The sequence below is a fragment of the Flavobacterium sp. genome (genome assembly GCF_049240005.1).
Taxonomy (GTDB): domain Bacteria; phylum Bacteroidota; class Bacteroidia; order Flavobacteriales; family Flavobacteriaceae; genus Flavobacterium.
This window is the reverse complement of the sequence record NZ_JBMLTK010000039.1, coordinates 6,193-26,695: the sequence shown is the minus strand read 5'-3', so window position 1 is coordinate 26,695 and position 20,503 is coordinate 6,193. Positions and strand designations below refer to the sequence as shown.

Here is a 20,503-nt window from a genome sequence, read left to right as displayed (position 1 = left end):
GTCGCAGCACCCAAAAAGCCTCCACACACCTTTGCACTGCCCGCATTTCCACTGCAATCGCGGCTGCGGGCAATCGTTATCAAGATTTCAGTTTCTTGACCAATTTCAAAAAACCATTAACGGCCGCAATGTATCTTTCCGGATCTTCAATGTGCGACATATGTCCCTCTTCGCACACTACCAATTCGGCCGAAGAGCCAAGCAACTGCTCTTGAATTCCGGCCAGCGGCAAAACCGGATCTAGTCTTCCAGCGATGTACATCATCGGAAACGGCGCAAAGTGAATAATCACCTCACGGTCTTTCCGAATTTTCATGCCTTCCAGAGCAGCAACTATACCTTGCAGAGGTGTTTGCAAGGCTTTTTCGCGCAGCACAGCAATTTGTTCTTTGCAACGCTCGCGACTAGTTTCGCTAAACAAATTAGCAATCGATAAATACACAAAAGTGCGGTGATCTTGTTTTACGGCAGCAATCGCCCGATCGCGATTTACTTTTCGTTCTTCCGAATCGGCCACAGCGGTCGAATTTTGCATAATCAGGGCTTTTACGCGTTCCGGATAGTATTCGGCAACAGCCAAAGCCACATAACCGCCCATGGAATGACCGAGGAAAACCGCGTTTTTTATTTTGAGTTGGTCCAGTAAATCCACAACCATATCGGCCTGATCTTCCATGGTATGAACATAGCCTTTCGATTCGGTTTCGCCGTGTCCGAGCAAATCAACGGCAATTACCTTGTAGGTTTTACTCCACAATTCTAAAAACGGATCAAACATCGATCGGTCTTCCAAAAAACCGTGCAAAACCACTAAGGCCGGTCCGCGACCAACAACTTCGTATCCTACCGAAATGCCTTTGTATGTTCGAATCATCCGCGCATTAAATCTTCAATTTCTTCAACTTCAATCGGAATATTCGCCATCAAATTAAGTGGCGCCCCCGATTGTTGTACCACCACATTGTCTTCCAAACGAATACCAAATTTTTCCTCCGGTATGTAAATTCCTGGCTCCACCGTGAAAACCATATTAGCTTCCATAGGCAAGTGCAACAGTCCGTAATCGTGTGTGTCGAGTCCTAAATGGTGCGAAGTGCCGTGCATGAAGTACTTTTTGTACGCAGGCCAATCCGGATTTTCATTTTGTACATCGGCTTTATCGATAAGGCCAAGTCCGAGCAATTCCGATGTCATTACTTTTCCAACTTCCTTGTGGTATTCTTTCCAAAGCGTGCCCGGAGTCAGCATTGCGGTTGCCTCGTTTTTTACGCGCAAAACAGCGTTGTAAACGGCTTTCTGGCGTGCGTTGTACGTTCCCGAAACCGGAATGGTGCGCGTCATGTCGCTCGAGTAGTTTGCGTATTCGGCAGCCAAATCCAACAAAATCAAATCGCCTTCGCGGCAAATCTGGTTGTTTTCAATGTAGTGCAGCACGTTGGCGTTGTTACCCGAAGCAATAATGGGCGTGTAGGCAAATCCTTTGGAACGGTTACGCACAAATTCGTGCAAAAACTCGGCTTCAATTTCGTATTCGGTGACGCCGGGTTTCACAAAAGGCAATACACGTCGGAAACCGCGCTCGGTAATCGAACAGGCGTGTCTAATCAAATCAATTTCTTCCGGCTCTTTAATCGAGCGGATGTACTGCAAAATCGTATTACTTTTTGCCACCTGATGTGCCGGATATTTTGCTTTCCACCACTTCACAAAACGGTCTTCACGGGTTTCAACTTCCACATTCTGGCGGTAGTGTTCGTTGGTGTTTATGTACATGATTTCCACATAGGTCATCACTTCTTTCAATACCTTTTCAAAATCCGATAACCAAAAAACCGATTTGATTCCCGAAACCTCGTACGCACGTTCTTTGGTTAACTTTTCGCCTTCCCAAACGGCAATATGTTCGTTGGTTTCGCGCAAAAACAAAATTTCGCGCAGGTGTTCATATGGAGCGTCCGGACACAAGAGTAAAATACTTTCCTCCTGATCAACGCCCGTGAGGTAAAAAATATCGCGGTGTTGCGCAAAGGGCAAGGTGCTGTCGGCCGAAACCGGATAAATATCATTAGAATTAAATACCGCTACCGACGATGGTTTCATCTGGCTGGTAAACTTGCGGCGGTTCTTTACAAATAAGTTCTTGTCGATAGGTAGATATTTCATAGCGTTTACGTGTAAGAATAGGGTTGTAAACTTACCCAAAAATCTCGATTCAGGCGTTGCCAAGCCAACGATTTCGCAGTAGTGAGCAGATATTTTTTCGAAATGCGTTCAACAAAAGCTAAAATCATTTTAAAACGGGTATAAATAACAAAGTAAACGTTGTAGTATAGGTCGGCTTGCAGTACTTTTGTGCGATTTTAACACTAAACTGACCCACGATGTCAAACAATGGTATGCTCAAATCGTCGATAGCTCGAAAGGTAGCCATGGCGCTTTCCGGATTATTTTTGATATTATTTTTAGGACAACACTTTTTTATCAACTCCATGTCGGTAGTATCGCCAGATACTTTTAACGAGATTTCTCATTTCATGGGTTACAACCCCGTAGTGCAATTTGTATTGCAACCGATTTTGATTTTCGGTGTAATTTTTCACTTCTGCATGGGATTATATCTCGACTACCAAAACAAAAAAGCTCGTCCGATAAAATATGTGAAGAACAACGGCGCCGCGAACGCTTCCTGGATGTCTAGAAATATGGTCATCACAGGAATTGTTGTTTTGGCATTTTTAGGTTTGCATTTTTACGATTTCTGGGTTCACGAAATGAACGTTAAGTACATCAATGTGCAACCAGAAGATCCGACGCGTTATTACGAAGAACTTCGTCAGAAATTCGTTGATCCGGTTCGAGTAGGTATTTACGTGGTTTCTTTTGTGTTGCTGGCACTTCACTTGCTCCACGGGTTTATGTCGTCGTTCCAATCTATCGGATTCAACAATAAATACAGCCGCAGTTTGCGCGGATTTGCATACGCTTTTGCCATTTTGGTACCAGCGGGCTTTGCGCTAATTGCTTTATATCATCATTTCACCATTTAATCAGTTTTTGCTATGGCTTTAGATTCTAAAATACCCGCAGGTTCAATTGATCAGAAATGGACGAACTACAAAAATAAAATCAACCTTGTAAACCCGGCCAACAAACGAAATCTAGACATTATCGTGGTTGGAACAGGTTTGGCAGGAGGTTCGGCTTCGGCCACTCTAGCCGAATTAGGTTACAACGTAAAAGCGTTTTGTTTTCAAGATTCGCCACGTCGCGCTCACTCTATCGCAGCACAAGGCGGTATCAACGCGGCAAAAAATTATATGGGCGACGGTGACTCGGTGTTCCGACTCTTTTACGATACTGTAAAAGGCGGCGATTACCGCGCTCGCGAAGCTAACGTATATCGTTTAGCTGAGGTTTCTACAAACATTATCGACCAATGCGTTGCGCAAGGTGTGCCACTAGCTCGCGAATACGGCGGATTACTCGACAACCGTTCGTTTGGTGGAACGCTCGTTTCTCGTACGTTCTATGCTAAAGGACAAACCGGACAGCAATTGTTGTTGGGAGCATACTCGGCCATGAACCGCCAAATTGCGCGCGGAAAAATAAAAATGTACGCGCGTCATGAAATGCTTGAGTTAGTAGTAATCGACGGAAAAGCGCGTGGTATCATTGCAAGAAACTTGATGACTGGCGCGATCGAACGCCACTCAGCACATGCAGTTGTTATTGCAAGTGGTGGCTACGGAAACGTATTTTTCTTGTCGACCAACGCTATGGGTTCAAACGTAACTGCTGCTTGGAAAGTGCACAAAAAAGGAGCATACTTCGCAAATCCATGCTACACGCAAATTCACCCAACATGTATTCCGGTTTCCGGTGATCACCAATCGAAGCTTACTTTGATGTCGGAATCGCTGCGAAACGACGGACGAATTTGGGTTCCAAAATTACTTGAAGATGCTAAAGCTATTCGCGAAGGACGCAAAAAACCAACGCAATTGTCTGAAGAAGAAAGAGATTACTACTTGGAAAGACGTTATCCAGCGTTTGGAAACTTAGTTCCGCGTGATATTGCTTCGCGTGCAGCAAAAGAGCGTTGCGATGCCGGTTATGGAGTTAATAAAACAGGTGAAGCTGTGTATCTTGATTTCGCCTCTTCAATAGAACGCTACGGTAAAGATCAAGCTCGTATTCGTCATTTAGACGAAAACGACAAAGAGTTAGTGCTTAAACTTGGAAAAGAAGTAGTTGCCTCTAAATACGGAAACTTATTCCAGATGTATGAGAAAATCGTAGATGAGAATCCGTACGAAACTCCAATGATGATTTATCCAGCGGTGCACTACACCATGGGCGGCGTTTGGGTAGACTACAACTTAATGACCACGATTCCAGGTTGTTTCGCTATCGGTGAAGCAAACTTTTCCGATCACGGAGCCAACCGTTTGGGAGCTTCGGCGTTGATGCAAGGTTTAGCTGATGGTTATTTCGTTCTTCCATACACCATCGGCGATTATTTGGCGCCGGATATCAAATTAGGTCCAATTCCAACAAATACTCCGGAGTTCGACGAAGCTGAAAAGGCGGTAAGAACACAGTTGGAACAATTCGTCTCAAACAAAGGAACGCAACCTGTCGACCACTTCCACAGACGTTTAGGAAAAATCATGTGGGATAAAGTTGGTATGGCTCGTAACGAGAAAGGTTTGAACGAGGCCATCAAAGAAATTGCCGAATTGCGCGACGAGTTCTATAAAAACGTTAAAGTTCCAGGAACACTCGACAGCTTCAACCAAGAGTTAGAGAAAGCGATGCGTGTTGCCGACTTCTTAGAATTGGGCGAGCTTTTCGCGAAAGATGCATTGCACAGAAACGAATCATGTGGAGGCCACTTCCGTGAAGAATACCAAACTCCAGACGGCGAGGCACTGCGCGACGACGAGAATTTTGCTTACGTAGCCGCCTGGGAATACAAAGGAAAACCAGCCGATGCCGTTTTACATAAAGAACCATTAGTTTACGATAACGTAAAACTCGTAACTCGTAGCTACAAATAATTGATACCAAACAGCCGCAAGGCAAAAAAGATAAGATATGAAACTTAATCTAAAAATTTGGAGACAGAAAAACGCACAAGATCAAGGCAAGATGGTCGATTATGCAATCGATAATGTATCGCCTGATATGTCGTTTTTGGAAATGCTAGACGTTTTAAACGACGATCTTATTCAAAAAGACCAAGATCCTGTTGCTTTCGATCACGACTGTAGAGAAGGAATCTGCGGGATGTGTTCGCTTTACATCAATGGCGAAGCACACGGACCCGACCGCGGAGTAACTACCTGCCAATTGCACATGCGTAAATTCAAAGACGGCGATACGATTTTCATCGAGCCGTTCCGCGCGAAAGCATTTCCAGTTATTAAAGATTTGGCTGTAAACCGTTCGGCTTTTGATCGAATTCAACAAGCGGGTGGTTTTATTTCGGTAAATACTTCTGGAAATACGCTTGATGCGAACGCGATTCCAATTCCAAAACACGATGCCGATCGCGCGTTTGATGCAGCTACTTGTATTGGTTGTGGCGCTTGTGTAGCAACGTGTAAAAACTCGTCGGCTATGCTGTTTGTGTCTGCGAAAGTGAGTCAGTTTGCTTTGCTTCCACAAGGTCGTGTAGAAGCCACAGATCGCGTACTAAACATGGTGCGTCAAATGGATGAAGAAGGATTCGGAAACTGTACCAATACAGGCGCTTGCGAAGTGGAATGTCCGAAAGGAATTTCGCTTGAGAATATTGCAAGAATGAACAGAGAATACCTAGCTGCTAGTTTAAAATAACATATTCAGCTTACATTTTTTAAACGCATCCATTAGTTTGGGTGCGTTTTTTATTGCAGATAACTAAAGATTCTATCTTTACAAATCCAACACGAACATTGAACGTCAATGAAAAAATTATCCTTTTCAATTCTCCTCATTATTTTTTGTAATGGACTTTTTTTTGCGCAAGATTTAAAACTAATTACCTACAACATTCGTTTGGATCTTGAATCCGACGGAGAAAACAAATGGCAAAACCGAAAAGAGTTTCTTTGTTCACAATTGGGTTTTTATAACCCCGATATTTTCGGAATTCAAGAAGCGTTACCCAATCAAGTTACCGATATTCAATCGGCTTTGCCAAAATACAACTATGTTGGAATAGGTCGTGATGGCAACGGAAAAGGTGAATCGTCTAATATCTTCTTTAAGAAAAACCGATTTGAAGTACTCACCAGCAATACCTTTTGGCTGTCTGAAACGCCCGAAATTATTTCAAAAGGCTGGGATGCAGCACTCAATCGAATTTGTACTTACGTTCTATTAAAAGACAAGGAAACAAAGCAATCCTTCTGGGTTTTCAATACTCATTTAGACCATCAAGGCGAAATAGCTAGAACCAAAGGAATAGAATTAATTCTATCGAAGATCAAAGCGCTCAACACCAAAAATTATCCGGTCGTTCTATTAGGTGATTTTAATTCAGAACCCAACGAAGAACGAATTATCAATTTAAAGAAATTGATGATCGACAGTCAAGATATTTCCGAACAAAAACCTTTTGGTCCAAGTGGTACTTTCAACGCTTTTAAACATAATGAAGCAGTCACAAAACGCATTGATTACATCTTTTTATCAAAGGGAAATCCTTTTAAAGTGAATAAATATGCTGTTTTGAGCGACTCTAAGGATTTAAGATATCCTTCAGATCACTTGCCGGTTTATGTTGAATTGAGTTTTAATTAATTACATATTTTATCTTTGATTAAAAAATAACAACACCATTAAAAAACTATTTTCAATATTATTTTTACTTGTTTCAGTACTTGCTTTCAGTCAAAAGTATCACAGGTATGTCAATCCATTTATTGGAACGGGTGGTCACGGACATACATTTCCTGGGGCAACAGTGCCTTTTGGTATGGTGCAACTATCGCCCGATACGCGAATTGATGGCAGTTGGGATGGTTGTAGCGGCTATCATTATTCAGATACTATAATCTACGGTTTTTCACACACGCATCTCAACGGAACAGGCGTTTCAGATTACGGCGATATCCTCTTAATGCCAATCATGGGCGAACCATCGTTCGACAATAAGATTTATTCTTCTACATTTTCGCATAGTAATGAAACAGCTTCCGCTGGATTTTACAGCGTTAAGCTCGACAAACACGACATCCACGTTCGTTTAACCACTTCAGCGCGCGTTGGTTTTCACGAATATACGTTCAACAAAAGCGGTTTAGCGACGATCATTTTAGACTTAAACCATCGAGATAAATTATTGGAAGGAAGCATTAAAGTTATTGATGATAAAACAGTTGAGGTATTACGAAGAAGTGAAGCTTGGGCGCGAAACCAATACGTTTACGCTCGAATTGAATTTAATGTTCCGATGAAAGTTTCAAGAATGAACAAAGTTAATTCAGAATCGCTTCAAATTTCGGGAATGAGCTTCTCAAAACAAGTCAAAAATGGGGAAAAGATACGGGTTAAAGTGTCGCTTTCCCCCACCAGTTACGAAGGAGCAAAACTCAATGCATCCGAAATCAAACATTGGGATTTTGAGAAAGTCAAATCGGAAGCCGAACAACTTTGGGACAAACAATTAGGCAAAATTCAAATTACAGAAAATGATAAAGATAAGTTAGCCATTTTCTATACCGCCCTTTACCACACGATGGTACAACCCAATATTGCCCAAGATATCGACGGGAAATACCGCGGAAGAGATAACCAAATTCATCAAGCAGAGGGATTTGATTATTACTCAGTATTTTCACTTTGGGATATATTTCGAGCAGCACATCCGTTGTATACGCTGATTGAAAAGAAACGCACCGCCGATTTCATCAATACATTTCTAAAGCAATACGAACAAGGCGGAAGATTACCCGTTTGGGAACTAGCGTCTAACGAAACCGATTGTATGATTGGTTATCACTCGGTTTCAGTAATAGCCGATGCTATGGCGAAGGGAATAAACGGTTTTGATTATGAAAAATGCTTTGAAGCCGCTAAACATTCGGCCATGTTAGATCATTTGGGATTGGAAGACTACAAGCAAAACGGATTTATTTCTATCGATGACGAGCACGAAAGTGTTTCAAAAACCTTGGAATATGCGTACGACGATTGGTGCATTGCACAAATGGCTTTGATTTTGAAAAAAGATGCAGAGTATGCTTATTTTATGAAGCGTTCGCAAAGCTGGAAAAATCTCTTCGACTGGAATATCGGATTTATGCGACCCAAGAAAAACGGCGGCTGGGACAAACCGTTCGATCCTCGGGAAATCAACAATAATTTTACCGAAGGAAACAGCTGGCAATACTCTTTTTTTGTGCCGCAAGACATTCCGGGAATGATCGAAGCGTACGGCGGAAATGAGAAATTTGAAGCCAAACTCGACGAAATGTTCAATTCCGAAAGCAAAACCACTGGAAGAGAACAAGTAGATGTTACCGGATTAATTGGACAATATGCCCACGGAAACGAACCCAGTCACCACATGGCGTTTTTGTACAATTACATTGGAAAACCCGAAAAGACCACCGAAAAAGTACACTACATTTTAAACAATTTCTACAAAAACACCCCCGACGGATTAATTGGCAACGAAGACTGCGGTCAAATGAGTGCGTGGTATGTGTTGAGTTCAATGGGAATTTATACAATTTGTCCAGGAAAAGATTACTGGGAAAGGGATAAACCTATTTTTAATGATGCAAAATTAAATTTAGAAAATGGTAAATCTTATCAAGTTTATAGTCCTTTAAATAGGTCAAATTTATTTTCTCAAGAAGGAAGAGAAACCATTGATGAAGATTTTCCAGAAATTACTCCAGTTCCCGTAATTGAAGCAGAAAGTAAATCGTTTAAGGATAAAATGACTGTAAAAATTGAATTCAGTAACTTGAAACAAAGAAATTACCGAGGTCAAGGGATTAAATACAGAGTACTTGATGAAAATAATAGAAACCCAGAATTTGAACATTATACCCAAAATATCGAAATCACTAAATCATCGAAAATAGAAGCTTTCGTGATAAGCTCTATCGAAGCAAGTGGTCCGACTAGCGACACCATCTCGGCAGACTTCTTCAAAAAACCCAACAAGTACACAATTGACATTAAATCCAAATTCAATCCGCAGTATCATGCGGGTGGTACTGACGGTTTACTAGACGGCATTTTCGGCACAACCAATTGGCGCAAAGGCGATTGGCAAGGTTACCAAAGTCAGGATTTTGAAGCCGTTGTCGATTTGCAGGAAATTAAATCCATCTCTGAAATTCATTCCAATTATCTGCAAGACCAACGTTCATGGATTTTAATGCCAACAAAAGTGGAATATTACACTTCCGTGGATAATGTCAATTTTACTTTACTTGGAATTAGCAGTAATGACGTAAATCCTAAACAAGAAGAAAACAGCATTAAAGATTTCCGATGTATCTCAACACCAATAAATGCGCGATATGTAAAAATCAAAGCCTATAACTTTGGCAAACTACCCGAATGGCATACAGGTTTTGGTGGCGATGCTTTTATTTTTATTGATGAAATAACGATAAAATAGATTTTTAATTTTATCCATCCCAGTAAACCCTTCAAGAGTTCAAAACTCTTGAAGGGTTCAAAACTCTTGAAGGGTTAAATGAATTTTATCCAATCTAAAAAAATGAAGACAGCCTTAATACAAACCACGCTATTCTGGGAAAACCCAACCGAAAACAGGCGGCATATAACGCAAAAGATTAACGATTTACCCGCAAACGTCGATTTAATCGTACTACCCGAAATGTTTTCGTCTGGTTTTACCATGAACCCCAAAGCGGTTGCCGAAACCATGAATGGTAAAACGATAATGGAGCTGAAACAGTTAGCAAAGGCGAAAAATTGCGCCATTACAGGAAGTTTAGTTATCGAAGAACTCGGAAAATTCTACAACCGATTGGTTTTTATATTTCCCAACGGCGAGGTTCGGCACTACAACAAACGCCATTTGTTTACGCTAGCGGGCGAGCAGCAGAATTTTGAAGCGGGCAATCGTCGGGAAATTATTCTGTACAAAGGAATTCGTATCATGCCGCAGATTTGCTACGATTTGCGCTTTCCAGTTTTTAGTAGAAATAACAACGACTACGATTTATTGATTTACGTAGCAAACTGGCCCGAAACCCGTATTTTGGCTTGGGACACGCTTTTGAAGGCACGTGCTATTGAAAATATGAGTGCCGTTATTGGCGTAAATCGGATTGGTGTTGACGGAAAAAACTTGTCGTATCCCGGCCATAGTGCGGTTATCGATTGTTTGGGAAATACCCAAGTAAAGGTATTGAACGACGATCGTTCTGAAATCGTGGAAATCGATTTTGAATTTCAACGACAGCAAAGGGAAAAACTTGGGTTTTTAAACGATGCCGACGCCTTTGACTTGCGCTAACGCCTCAGATCGAAATCTTGATTAACATCCCAATTGGCTCGTACGTCGAGAAGTTCGGGGAAGTAAATGACTTCTTCGGGTTGTTTGTTTTCAAGAATATTTCCCGAATCAAACATGCCGTTTCCGTTGGTGTCGACAATTACGCGAACATAAAATTTATTGGGTTCTAGGCCTTCAAAAAACACTTGTTGACTTTCCGAAACCACACTTTCGTAGAGAACTTTTCCTTTATCGTTGGTTAATTGTAGCAGCAGCGGCGATTTAGGGGCGTTTTTAAGCGACAACGTCAGATTTCCGAACTCGGATAAGGCACGAGTTCCAAAACTAAATTTAAGGCTATCGTTTTCCTGTCCGTAAATGTCTTGAACGGCTTTTGGAAGGATTTGTAAAACGTATTTGGCAACTTCCTCCTTTTTGAACTTCACAGTGGTTTTCAAATTAGCGAAGTCTTCCGTTAAGCTAAAATCAATCGGTTTTCCATTCTGCGTAAGCGAGACGAGCTCTTTGTTGATACGCGCTATTGGTGTCGAAGAAATTAGTTCGAAATCTTCGCGCCACGCTAAAGCACCTGCTTTTACAGCAGAAATAGATAGGCTATCGGATGCTTGAAGTTTCGACTTGACCGTGAAATCTTTTTGATAGGCACCTGAACGGATGCGTACGCCGATGGAGTCTTTTTTGCCCTGCGGAATAAAAACGTGCAACGAATCTTTGCCCGGAATTTTTGTAACCACGGGTTTTAAATCGGTTTTTGGAAATAAGATTTCGGCTTGAACTTGATCTGCCGTTCCCGAATATCCGATAAGTAGTCGGTTTGCCGAAGCCGACGATGCGTTTAGTGCTTTGAAAGCACTTGTAGGTTTAGACACGCTTAGTTGCTGACTTTCGGTATTAGGAACTTGGATAAAAGTGCTGCTAAATCCAATTTTCTCCGAAGCGGGTTCTAGTTTGTAATTAACGGTTTTCTCTTGCAGTGCAATAAGTTTGTAGGAACCGGCTTTTAAGTACTCGAACTTAAAGTTGTTCAAACTATCGCGCGTGGTAGTCACATAACGCGGTGCTTGTTTGAACACGAGTGAGTCGTTGTAGCTGTCGTTTGCATCGTAAAGGAGCAAGCTAATCCCGGGATCGAGTTTTCGTTCGAGTGCATCGGAAACACGACCTTCCAGCGTAAGCGAATCGATTGTACTTCCGGTTGAAAAAACGTATCTAAAATTCTCTAGCGAAATGCCTTCGTTGTTATCTTGGATGCTGTTTCCGAAATTTAAACAATAGGTGGTGTTCGGTTTTAGCGTGTCGCGAAAGCGTATCGTAAATTCTTTTGCAGCTACGGTAGGTGTAACGGTGGGTTGTTGTTTTAGCGGTGGCGAAACTACCAATTGTTTGCTAACGTCTTTGAATTTAACGTATTCGCTAAAACGGATTTTAATAACCTGACTATTGAAATTGGTCGAAAAGTTTTTCGGAGAGGCCGAAACTAAAACAGGAGGAATCGAATCTAATGGTCCACCGTTAATGGTGCCCACTTTCGCACAACGACTAAAAATCAAAAGCAATAAGAGAACAATTGCGGTTAATTCTGCGATTTTCTTCATGGTGATAACGCCTTTTCAGGAAGGCAAAGTAACGACTATTTTTCAAGAAGCCTTTCACTTCCGCGCTTAAGACTTTGCAACAATTCAATAGTAGGAGATCAGCGATTAAAATTCTTTTAAAATTAAAACAACTCCGGTGGTAGAGCGCCTTCTAACAACAACAATTGCCTTTTAGCTGTCATGCCTCCGGCGTAGCCCACTAATTGGCCGTTACTGCCAATAACGCGATGGCAAGGAATTACAATTAGAATTGGGTTAGCTCCGTTTGCAGCTGCTACAGCGCGAATTGTTTTGGGGTTGCCGTAAGCAGTGGCTAACTGGTTGTACGACAGTGTTTTTCCGTACGGAATGTGCTTCAACAATTCCCAGACTTGTAATTGGAATTCAGTTCCTTGCAATTCTAACGGAAGGTCGAATGTTTGTCGTTTTCCAGCAAAATATTCGTCTAATTGCAGAAAAACAGCGGTCAGAAATGGGTTCGGTTCGGAAACTAAATCGGTATCTGAAAAAGTTCGTATTTGTTGTAAGTGGCCGTTCGATTCCTGAACGTACAAATTTCCCCACGGAGCCTTATAAGTGGCGGCATGTTGCATTACCCGGCTTTAGTTTAAGGAGCGAAACTGTAAATGTATGCTTCCAGGGCGGCGCGCTCTTCATCGGTCATTGCTTTGGTGATTTCTAAATTCACCTTCATAATTTCGTACTTTTCCGGATCGATGATTGCGGGCGTTTCTCCGCGCAAAAAAGCCTGCATATCAGCTTTTTCTGTTTTGTAAACCTGCGCCATTTCGCGAATGCTTGGTCCAATTACTTTTTGATCTTCTTTATGGCAAGCCGTGCAATTTCCGCGACCTTCAAAAAGAACTTTTCCTTGTTCTACGATATTTACTTCGGGTTCGGTTCCGGCGGGGTAATTTGAATCGGATTTAGAAGCCTTTTCATTACAGGAAACCAAAAATAAAAGTGCGCTAACTAAAAATAAGTTTTTCATTTGTTGAGCAGTTTTGCAGCGTGTAGTGCGTGATAGGTGGAAATCAGATTAGCTCCGGCGCGCTTAATGCAATACAGTTGTTCGAGCATAACCGAATCGTGATCAACCCAGCCTTTTTCGGCAGCCGCTTTTAACATGGCGTATTCGCCCGAAACCTGATAAACCGACACCGGAATTAGTACGGCATTTCGAACTTCACGTACAATATCTAGATACGCCATTCCGGGTTTAACCATCACCATATCGGCGCCTTCTTCCACATCGCTGAGCACTTCTCTAATGGCTTCGAGTCGGTTGGCGTAATCCATTTGATAGGTTTTTTTATCTCGTGGAGCTTCTTCTGTACTCACGGGCGCTGAATCTAAGGCATCGCGAAACGGCCCGTAAAAAGAACTGGCGTATTTAGCGCTATAACTCATAATTCCTACGTCGTGGTAACCACTTTGGTCGAGCGCTTGTCGGAGTCGGAGTACGCGTCCGTCCATCATATCGCTTGGCGCGACGAAATCGGCACCGGCTTTTGCATGGCTAACTGCCATTAAGCATAGAGCATCGTTGGTAGCGTCGTTATCGATTTTTCCTTTGGTGATGATTCCGTCGTGTCCGTATGAAGAGTACGGATCTAGTGCTACATCGGGCATAACCACCATTTCCGGAACCGCGTCTTTAATGCGTTTGATGGCTTCTTGCATGAGTCCGTTGTCGTTCCAAGCTTCTTTTCCGGTATTGTCTTTAAGATGATCGGAAACTTTTACATAAATATTTACGGCTCGAATGCCTAGGTCGTATGCCTTCTTAACTTCATCTAAAGTATAATCCAATGAGTGTCGAAAAATTCCAGGCATTGAAGGAATGGGCGATTTCACGTCTTTTCCTTCGGCGATAAACATCGGCAACATAAAATCAGTTGGCGATAAGCTGGTTTCGCGAACAATGCTTCTAAGTGATTCGTTGGTTCGTAATCTTCTACCTCTGTGTAATGGGTACATATTTTTAGTTTTTATTTTTAGCTTGCAGCATACGGATTTTAGCATACAGCTTGCAGCTTTTAGCATACAGCATAAAGCTTGCAGCTTACAGCTAATCGCTAACTATTAATTTTTCTAATCAAAGAGCTGAGCATTTTTTTAATTTCTTCAATTTTTTCCGACAAGTGTTGGTTTTCGGTGGTGTCTATAAATTTTAATTCCGCAGATAGCATAATTTGGTATTCCAACTCATTTGCAGAACCAAACGCAAGATACTGAAATCTACAAAAATCCTTATCCGTGCGTCTTCCGCAACTTTCAGCGATATTCGTTGGAATCGAAGTAGGAGATCGCTTTTTTTGACTTGTTAGTACGTAGAGTTCTTCTTTAGGAAATTTAGCACAATCCGCATATATTGACCTTGCTAGTTTCTGGGATTTTTCCCAAACTCGAAATGCTGTAAAATCTCGCATGCTATAGGTCTGACGCTACATTTTTTATTCAATTCCAAGCAAATTCTCAACCACTTACCACTCACACCCAATCAACTGGAGTTTGTAAGACCGAAAGCAAACGTTCTTCTTCGCTGCCCGGCTCGGGATGATGATCGTAAACCCATTGTACATGCGGGGGCAAGCTCATTAAAATGCTTTCGATACGGCCGTTGGTTTTTAAGCCAAAAAGCGTTCCCTTGTCGTGAACGAGATTAAATTCTACATAACGACCACGTCTGATTTCCTGCCAAGTACGTTGTTCCGCGTTAAAAGGCATATTCTTTCGTCTTTCAACAATCGGAACATAAGCTTCTAAAAACGAGTTCCCGACTGCGGTAACAAAATTGTACCAATCGGAAAGGGTTCTATTTTCGGTTGGTTTGCAATAATCAAAGAACAAACCTCCAACGCCACGCGCTTCGTCTCGGTGCGTATTTCGGAAATATGAGTCACATTGTTTTTTGTATTTGGGATAAAATTCGGCATCGAATTGATCGCACACGTTTTTACAAACTTGGTGAAAGTGTATCGCATCTTCGTCGAATAGGTAATACGGCGTTAAATCTTGTCCGCCGCCAAACCAAGAATCAACTACCTTGTTTTCTTTGTCGTACATTTCAAAATAACGCCAGTTTGCGTGAACTGTTGGGGCCATCGGATTTTTAGGATGTAACACCAAACTGAGTCCGCAAGCGAAAAAATTCACATCGCCAACTTTAAAATACTGCTGCATGGTAACGGGTAGTTCACCGTGTACAGCCGAAATATTTACGCCACCTTTTTCGAAGACCGCTCCGTTTTCGATGATGCGCGAACGTCCGCCACCACCTTCCGGACGCGACCAAATGTCTTCGCGAAAGCGCGCTAAACCGTCGACGTCCTCTAATTTAGCGGTAATTTGATCTTGTAGTTTTTGAATGTATTGGTAAAATTGGTCTTTCATTTATTCCAATGATTTCTTTTTGTTTAATCTGGCTGTTGCGTTCTGTGCGGTCACGATTTTCTTTCCTGTTTTCGATTCAATCTCTTTTCTTGTATTTCCAGCAATAGTTCCGCCTTGCTTAGCTATTTTTTTATTTTCTGCAAACGATTTAGGCTTCTTCTCCTTACTAATTTCGGTTGTTGTAGCTTCAGCAAGCATGTTTAACACAAGTTCTAAGTTACTCATGTTGTCGCGAAGATTTTGATTTTTTAAGCCTTTGAAGTTTTTATAATCCCTAACCGATAGCCCGCTCCAAGCTTTAGTGATTTCGTCCGTTAAAATTGCATACTCTTGCCCTTTATTTACACCACGTTCAGCCCATTCGTCGGTGAGCTCTTTTCTTACCTCAATACTTTTAAGACGCTGATTAATCCATTCTTTTGAATAACCTTTTTTTAGATAGGTTTCCATTAATCGATCAAACCCTAACTCTGGATCTTCAATTTCGTCAATCCGTTCCCGACCTACTTGTGCTAGCCAGAGCTTAAATGGTTCTGCTTTTTTGGACGGCACCGACTGTATTAACCGAAATAACTGCTCGGTATCGGCGACGTCTGTTTTATAGAATTTACCATCGGCAGACATCATTTTCAGTTGACTACAATTTGTAGCCAACTCACTTCCCTCTTTTTTCAAACGGAGTTTTAAAACGCTCCAGTACTTACGCGCATTTGCAGTTTCAGTTAGTACTTCGATAACATCAACAATTGAGAAATACCATTTTTCATCTTCTTCATTCCACAGCGAACGAATTTGCTTTTGTTCAAATAGTTTTATAGCGGTTTCTCTGGTCATGATTCTAGATTGAATGGTTTCTGATCAATTAATCTTTTGGCAACTAAGTCTGAGATTTTCTTAACATCCCATGCTCCTTTACGAGAGAAAGTAATAACATTCACTGGAAAGTCTGCGTTTCTTCTTTTCACGACCTCGTGCGATTCGAACACTTTAACGTCTTGATTAGGTTTGTTACTGAACAAAGTTTTATAAACGGAAAAGCCAACACAAATTAATAGCTTTGGTTTCAGTAACAAAATCAAATCGATTGTTCGTTGCTTGAAAAAATTCTCAACCGAGCCGTTCCAAATTTGATTTAACTCCGATTCTTTCGTTAACCGCTTGTAAATTTTCTTTAGCTCAGTTTCATTGTTTGTTGCGATAGGACAGATATTTGTATAAACGACATTATTTGCGAATTTTAAAAAATCTGTCCTATTTTGTTCAAGTATCGGATTTCGCCCAGTTCTCTGTTTGTAAACTGAAAAAAGTATTTCTAAAAACTGTTTCGGAAATCTGTTTTTTACTTTTTTTTCTGTTTCAAACCATTCCCCGTTTTTTCTCGCATTTCCATATTTCAGCCAGTCTAAATCAAGGTTTTCGAAATGGCGCGGATTTATCAAAATTCTATTGGGAAATTTAACATCACTTTTTTTCCAATTCATTTCGTCAAATGCACCTTGGCCAGGATTAATGCCAACCACCAAAAAATCGGGGCTAAAACAAAAACGGCTTTGAATATTTATGAGACCTTTATATTCAGAATAACTTTCTAAATAAGGCTTTAAAAGATTAAATTTATCTTCAATCTCTATTATTCTCGTTTTTAGCTCCTCGTTCATCATGACTAAAATGGTTAATTACCATATTCCTTCACAGCTTCTATAAAAGCACCAGCGTGTTCAATCGGAATGTTTGGCAAAATACCGTGTCCCAGATTTACGATGTACTTATCTTTTCCAAACTCGTCGATCATCTGTTTCACCATAGCTTTTATTGTTGGAATTGGAGAAAGCAATCGCGACGGATCGAAGTTTCCTTGCAAGGTGATAGCTCCGCCAGACAAATAACGTGCGTTTCTCGGCGAGCATGTCCAATCAACACCCAAAGCCGAAGCCTTACTACGTCCCATTTCCTGCAAAGCAAACCAGCAACCTTTACCAAAAACGATGACTTTTGTTAGCGGAGCAAGCGCTTCAACAATTTGGTTGATGTATTGCCAAGAAAATTCTTGATAATCAGTTGGAGATAACATACCGCCCCACGAATCGAATACTTGTACAGCATTTACGCCCGCGGCAACTTTTGCTTTCAAATAATCAATCGTTGTATCGGTAATTTTTTGCAACAACTCATGCGCAGCAGCCGGGTTGGTAAAGCAAAATCCTTTCGCCTGATCAAAGCTTTTCGATCCGCGCCCTTCAACAGCATAGCAAAAGATGGTCCACGGCGAACCCGCAAAACCAATCAACGGAATTTCGTCCTGAAGCAACACTTTCGTTTGTTTGATTCCTTCCAAAACATAACCCAAACTTTCGGTTGCATCGGGAACAAAAACACGATCGACATCGGCTTGTGTTCGAATTGGATTTGGTAAAAACGGACCCACACTTTCTTTCATCAACACTTCGATACCCATCGCTTGCGGAACCACAAGTATGTCGGAGAACAAAATAGCCGCATCAGGCGCAAATCGGCGAATGGGTTGAACGGTGATTTCTGCGGCTAATTCGGGGGTTTGGCAGCGTGTAAAGAAATCGTATTTGTCGCGCAAAGCCATAAACTCCGGCAAATATCTTCCGGCTTGACGCATCATCCAAACCGGCGGACGATTTACCGTTTCACCGTTAAGTGCTCGTAGAAATAAGTCGTTTTTAATCATGAATCTGGTTTTTTGCCGCTCTTGACGGCGCTAGTTTAAAATATTTTAAAAGCGCATAAATCGTATTTTCGATTGTTGGCGCCTTAGCAAGTACAATTTTATCGGTTCGGTTTCCCAAAGCAGTTGCGGTGGTTTCACCAATACAAACGCACACTTCCGTGGAAATGGGATTGTATTGCAAAAACGATTTTACCGCACTCGGACTAAAAAACAATAAGGCATCGAAACTGCGGTTTACCTTTAATGGAAATTCGGTGGTTTCGTATAATTCGTAAAAATTAGAATTTTCGGTTTGTGTTGCCAGAAATTCGGGAATTGTATCCAATCGTTGTTTGCCGCAGAAAAAAGTGAACGATTGAAACGATAATAACTTCAACGATTCGACTAGAGCTGCCGCAGAATGTGAAACGTTTGCAACATTAAAACCTAAATGATTGAGTTTTTCCGCGGTTTTTTCGCCTACGCAGAAAATAACTTTTCCGTTTAATTTGTCGACTAAATTCTGAGAAATCAAAGCTTGAACCGCATGCTGACTCGTAAAAATAACCGCCGGATTTACCGTATTTACAGCTGTTTGTAGATAGGTTATTTGGATAAGATCGGCTTCTACCAACGTAATATTGCAAGCCAGCAAAGTGCTCTTTTGCGCAGCCGACAGTTTTTTGGTAGAAAACACACTTATCATCGAACTACGATTTAGAAAGTTGTTGTTTAATGCGTTGCATCAGTTCTTTAGCGCCCAACTGCAAAAGTTCTTCTGCGAAAAGCGAACCAGCATGAGTGCTTTCGTCTCGAGAAATGGTTTTCCGAATTTCCACTTTTTCTTTTCCGTCGAGAGAAACTAAATTTCCGTGAAAAACAACCGTATTTTCTTGAATTTCTGCGTAAGCGCCAATAGGAGCCGTACAACCTCCTTCGAGTGTTCTCAAAAAATCGCGTTCTATTTTAGTGGCCAAAGCGGTGTTTTCGTCGTTTAGATGTTGGAGTGCTTCGCGCGAAAAATCATCGTCGGAACGGCCACAAACTACCATTGCGCCTTGTGCAGGAGCGGGTAACATCCAATCAAGGATTTCGTATTTTTCGGGAAGTACATTGATGCGATCGAGTCCGGCGAGGGCAAAAATGGCGCCTTTCCAATCGGAATTCTCTAATTTTTGCAATCTAGAAACTACATTTCCGCGTAGGTCGGTTGTGCTGTCGTTCGGAAACTTATGCAACCATTGTGCGCGTCGGCGCAAGCTTCCTGTAGCAATAGTATTTGATTTTGCATTCGGGTTTCCCACAAAAATATCGTGTACTTGCGCGCGCTTGAGAACGGCAAATGTGCTTATGCCTTGCGGCAGTGCGGTTGGTACATCTTTCATGGAATGTACTGCAATATCCACCGTGTTTTGCAGTAAGGCAACATCTAGTGTTTTCGTAAAAATTCCGGTAATTCCGAGTTCGTACAGCGGTTTGTCGAGCTTTAGGTCGCCATCCGATTTTACGGCAACGATTTCGGTTTCGTATCCGAGATCGCGCAGTTTTTGTTGTACGGTTTGTGCTTGCCACATCGCTAATTTACTGTCGCGAGTGCCTATTCTGATGGTTTTTGATTCGGGCAATTTTCTAAAATTTAATTTGAAAACGAAATAGAAGCTTTTTGTTCTGTTTCTGGAGTTTGTTCTAATTGAAAAATTTTGTTGATCAAGAAGATACTTTCTTCCACGGAAGTGTCGTCGTCTTTCAAATGGTTAGCAAAATGCGTAGTAATTTTTTGAATAATGCGGTTGCTAATGATTTCGGCTTGTTCTTCATTAAATCCGCTTAGTTTTTTGGATTGAAAATCGATTTCCGAATTCTTTATTTCTTGCAATTTTTGTTTGAGTGCACCGATGGTTGGCGCAAACTTTCGCACTTTTGTCCATTCCAAAAACTCTTGTTTAACCTCTTCTAGAATGCGTTCAGCAGCTGGAATTTGAGCGCGTCTTTTTTCTAAAGTATCATCGGTAATTTTCGACAATTCATCCATGTGAATTAAAGAAACACCCTGGGTTTGCAATACGTTGGCATCGACGTTTTTCGGAACGGATAAATCCAGAATCAGTAACGGTTTTCTAAGGTTTAGAATATTGGCATCTACAGTCGGGTTTTGGGCTCCAGTAGCTACAACAAGCACGTCGGACTGTTGAATTTCCGCTTGTAGTTCACTAAAATCCTTAACCGTAAGGTTGAATTTTCCGGCAATACGCTCGGCTTTTTCTTTAGTGCGATTAATAAGCGTTATGTGCTTATTTTTTGTGTGTTTGATGAGGTTTTCGCAGGTATTTCGACCGATTT

At 41.5% G+C, this 20,503-nt stretch carries 19 protein-coding genes and 1 pseudogene; 6 read left to right on the top strand and 14 right to left on the bottom strand.

Annotation, left to right across the window (positions count from 1 at the left end):
- Positions 1-79: 79 nt before the first annotated feature.
- Together ACOVQQ_RS04035 and ACOVQQ_RS04030 are read right to left on the bottom strand one after the other, a co-directional pair.
- On the bottom strand, positions 80-874 hold the full coding sequence (locus ACOVQQ_RS04035; protein WP_421817052.1) for an alpha/beta fold hydrolase: 795 nt from the start codon (positions 872-874) through the stop codon (positions 80-82).
- On the bottom strand, positions 871-2,163 hold the full coding sequence (locus ACOVQQ_RS04030; RefSeq protein ID WP_421817051.1) for an aminopeptidase P family protein: 1,293 nt from the start codon (positions 2,161-2,163) through the stop codon (positions 871-873). Before ACOVQQ_RS04030 ends, ACOVQQ_RS04035 begins: the two co-directional genes overlap by 4 nt.
- A gap of 218 nt (positions 2,164-2,381) precedes the next feature.
- On the opposite strand from ACOVQQ_RS04030, the gene ACOVQQ_RS04025 reads away from it, so the two are divergent.
- The 6 genes from ACOVQQ_RS04025 (at position 2,382) to ACOVQQ_RS04000 (ending at position 10,495) form a co-directional block, all read left to right on the top strand.
- A complete protein-coding gene (locus tag ACOVQQ_RS04025) occupies positions 2,382-3,047 on the top strand; it encodes a succinate dehydrogenase cytochrome b subunit (protein WP_094486330.1) in 666 nt (221 codons plus the stop codon).
- A 12-nt stretch (positions 3,048-3,059) separates the two neighbouring features.
- Entirely contained in the window at positions 3,060-5,060 is a 2,001-nt protein-coding gene (locus tag ACOVQQ_RS04020; protein WP_421817050.1) for a fumarate reductase/succinate dehydrogenase flavoprotein subunit, read from the top strand.
- Positions 5,061-5,097: 37 nt separating this feature from the next.
- Complete coding sequence (locus ACOVQQ_RS04015; protein ID WP_094486328.1) at positions 5,098-5,841, top strand: succinate dehydrogenase/fumarate reductase iron-sulfur subunit; 744 nt, start codon at positions 5,098-5,100, stop codon at positions 5,839-5,841.
- 108 nt (positions 5,842-5,949) lie between these two features.
- Positions 5,950-6,789 carry an endonuclease/exonuclease/phosphatase family protein gene (locus ACOVQQ_RS04010; RefSeq protein WP_421817049.1) on the top strand — a complete coding sequence of 280 codons (840 nt, stop codon included), beginning with the start codon at positions 5,950-5,952 and terminating at the stop codon, positions 6,787-6,789.
- A 37-nt stretch (positions 6,790-6,826) separates the two neighbouring features.
- Positions 6,827-9,628: a GH92 family glycosyl hydrolase gene (locus tag ACOVQQ_RS04005; RefSeq protein ID WP_421817074.1), complete on the top strand. Its 2,802-nt coding sequence runs from the start codon at positions 6,827-6,829 to the stop codon at positions 9,626-9,628.
- Positions 9,629-9,730: 102 nt separating this feature from the next.
- Complete coding sequence (locus ACOVQQ_RS04000; RefSeq protein ID WP_421817048.1) at positions 9,731-10,495, top strand: nitrilase family protein; 765 nt, start codon at positions 9,731-9,733, stop codon at positions 10,493-10,495.
- On the opposite strand, the gene ACOVQQ_RS03995 is transcribed toward ACOVQQ_RS04000, so the two are convergent.
- The 12 genes and pseudogenes from ACOVQQ_RS03995 to ACOVQQ_RS03940 form a co-directional block, all read right to left on the bottom strand.
- On the bottom strand, positions 10,492-12,090 hold the full coding sequence (locus tag ACOVQQ_RS03995; RefSeq protein WP_421817047.1) for an Ig-like domain-containing protein: 1,599 nt from the start codon (positions 12,088-12,090) through the stop codon (positions 10,492-10,494). The two genes, ACOVQQ_RS04000 and ACOVQQ_RS03995, sit on opposite strands and share 4 nt — an antisense overlap.
- A gap of 122 nt (positions 12,091-12,212) precedes the next feature.
- Positions 12,213-12,683, bottom strand: coding sequence for a methylated-DNA--[protein]-cysteine S-methyltransferase (locus ACOVQQ_RS03990; protein ID WP_421817046.1), 471 nt, complete (start codon positions 12,681-12,683; stop codon positions 12,213-12,215).
- 14 nt (positions 12,684-12,697) lie between these two features.
- Positions 12,698-13,081 (bottom strand): c-type cytochrome, encoded by a 384-nt coding sequence (locus ACOVQQ_RS03985; RefSeq protein ID WP_421817045.1) that lies wholly within the window; start codon positions 13,079-13,081, stop codon positions 12,698-12,700.
- Entirely contained in the window at positions 13,078-14,070 is a 993-nt protein-coding gene (hemB, locus tag ACOVQQ_RS03980; RefSeq protein ID WP_421817044.1) for a porphobilinogen synthase, read from the bottom strand. Before hemB ends, ACOVQQ_RS03985 begins: the two co-directional genes overlap by 4 nt.
- 98 nt (positions 14,071-14,168) lie before the next feature.
- Positions 14,169-14,522 (bottom strand): four helix bundle protein, encoded by a 354-nt coding sequence (locus ACOVQQ_RS03975; protein ID WP_421817043.1) that lies wholly within the window; start codon positions 14,520-14,522, stop codon positions 14,169-14,171.
- A 61-nt stretch (positions 14,523-14,583) separates the two neighbouring features.
- The gene (gene hemF, locus ACOVQQ_RS03970) at positions 14,584-15,486 is read right to left on the bottom strand and encodes an oxygen-dependent coproporphyrinogen oxidase (protein ID WP_421817042.1); all 903 of its coding nucleotides are present in this window, start codon (positions 15,484-15,486) and stop codon (positions 14,584-14,586) included.
- Complete coding sequence (locus tag ACOVQQ_RS03965) at positions 15,487-16,320, bottom strand: Bro-N domain-containing protein (RefSeq protein WP_421817041.1); 834 nt, start codon at positions 16,318-16,320, stop codon at positions 15,487-15,489.
- Positions 16,317-17,147: a hypothetical protein gene (locus ACOVQQ_RS03960; RefSeq protein ID WP_421817040.1), complete on the bottom strand. Its 831-nt coding sequence runs from the start codon at positions 17,145-17,147 to the stop codon at positions 16,317-16,319. Before ACOVQQ_RS03960 ends, ACOVQQ_RS03965 begins: the two co-directional genes overlap by 4 nt.
- 11 nt (positions 17,148-17,158) lie before the next feature.
- Positions 17,159-18,184, bottom strand: coding sequence for a uroporphyrinogen decarboxylase (hemE, locus tag ACOVQQ_RS03955; protein WP_421817039.1), 1,026 nt, complete (start codon positions 18,182-18,184; stop codon positions 17,159-17,161).
- Positions 18,177-18,869 (bottom strand): uroporphyrinogen-III synthase, encoded by a 693-nt coding sequence (locus tag ACOVQQ_RS03950; RefSeq protein WP_421817038.1) that lies wholly within the window; start codon positions 18,867-18,869, stop codon positions 18,177-18,179. Before ACOVQQ_RS03950 ends, hemE begins: the two co-directional genes overlap by 8 nt.
- A gap of 4 nt (positions 18,870-18,873) precedes the next feature.
- Complete coding sequence (hemC, locus tag ACOVQQ_RS03945) at positions 18,874-19,788, bottom strand: hydroxymethylbilane synthase (protein WP_421817037.1); 915 nt, start codon at positions 19,786-19,788, stop codon at positions 18,874-18,876.
- Positions 19,789-19,799: 11 nt separating this feature from the next.
- Positions 19,800-20,503: pseudogene (locus ACOVQQ_RS03940) on the bottom strand (glutamyl-tRNA reductase); the annotation flags it as partial.

Excerpts from the sequence above, each read along its gene's own strand:
- ACOVQQ_RS04035 (WP_421817052.1), bottom strand. The coding sequence starts at position 874 with ATGATTCGAACATACAAAGGCATTTCGGTAGGATACGAAGTTGTTGGT.
- ACOVQQ_RS04030 (WP_421817051.1), bottom strand. The coding sequence starts at position 2,163 with ATGAAATATCTACCTATCGACAAGAACTTATTTGTAAAGAACCGCCGC.
- ACOVQQ_RS04025 (WP_094486330.1), top strand. The coding sequence starts at position 2,382 with ATGTCAAACAATGGTATGCTCAAATCGTCGATAGCTCGAAAGGTAGCC.
- ACOVQQ_RS04020 (WP_421817050.1), top strand. The coding sequence starts at position 3,060 with ATGGCTTTAGATTCTAAAATACCCGCAGGTTCAATTGATCAGAAATGG.
- ACOVQQ_RS04015 (WP_094486328.1), top strand. The coding sequence starts at position 5,098 with ATGAAACTTAATCTAAAAATTTGGAGACAGAAAAACGCACAAGATCAA.
- ACOVQQ_RS04010 (WP_421817049.1), top strand. The coding sequence starts at position 5,950 with ATGAAAAAATTATCCTTTTCAATTCTCCTCATTATTTTTTGTAATGGA.
- ACOVQQ_RS04000 (WP_421817048.1), top strand. The coding sequence starts at position 9,731 with ATGAAGACAGCCTTAATACAAACCACGCTATTCTGGGAAAACCCAACC.
- ACOVQQ_RS03995 (WP_421817047.1), bottom strand. The coding sequence starts at position 12,090 with ATGAAGAAAATCGCAGAATTAACCGCAATTGTTCTCTTATTGCTTTTG.
- ACOVQQ_RS03990 (WP_421817046.1), bottom strand. The coding sequence starts at position 12,683 with ATGCAACATGCCGCCACTTATAAGGCTCCGTGGGGAAATTTGTACGTT.
- ACOVQQ_RS03985 (WP_421817045.1), bottom strand. The coding sequence starts at position 13,081 with ATGAAAAACTTATTTTTAGTTAGCGCACTTTTATTTTTGGTTTCCTGT.
- hemB (WP_421817044.1), bottom strand. The coding sequence starts at position 14,070 with ATGTACCCATTACACAGAGGTAGAAGATTACGAACCAACGAATCACTT.
- ACOVQQ_RS03975 (WP_421817043.1), bottom strand. The coding sequence starts at position 14,522 with ATGCGAGATTTTACAGCATTTCGAGTTTGGGAAAAATCCCAGAAACTA.
- hemF (WP_421817042.1), bottom strand. The coding sequence starts at position 15,486 with ATGAAAGACCAATTTTACCAATACATTCAAAAACTACAAGATCAAATT.
- ACOVQQ_RS03965 (WP_421817041.1), bottom strand. The coding sequence starts at position 16,320 with ATGACCAGAGAAACCGCTATAAAACTATTTGAACAAAAGCAAATTCGT.
- ACOVQQ_RS03960 (WP_421817040.1), bottom strand. The coding sequence starts at position 17,147 with ATGATGAACGAGGAGCTAAAAACGAGAATAATAGAGATTGAAGATAAA.
- hemE (WP_421817039.1), bottom strand. The coding sequence starts at position 18,184 with ATGATTAAAAACGACTTATTTCTACGAGCACTTAACGGTGAAACGGTA.
- ACOVQQ_RS03950 (WP_421817038.1), bottom strand. The coding sequence starts at position 18,869 with ATGATAAGTGTGTTTTCTACCAAAAAACTGTCGGCTGCGCAAAAGAGC.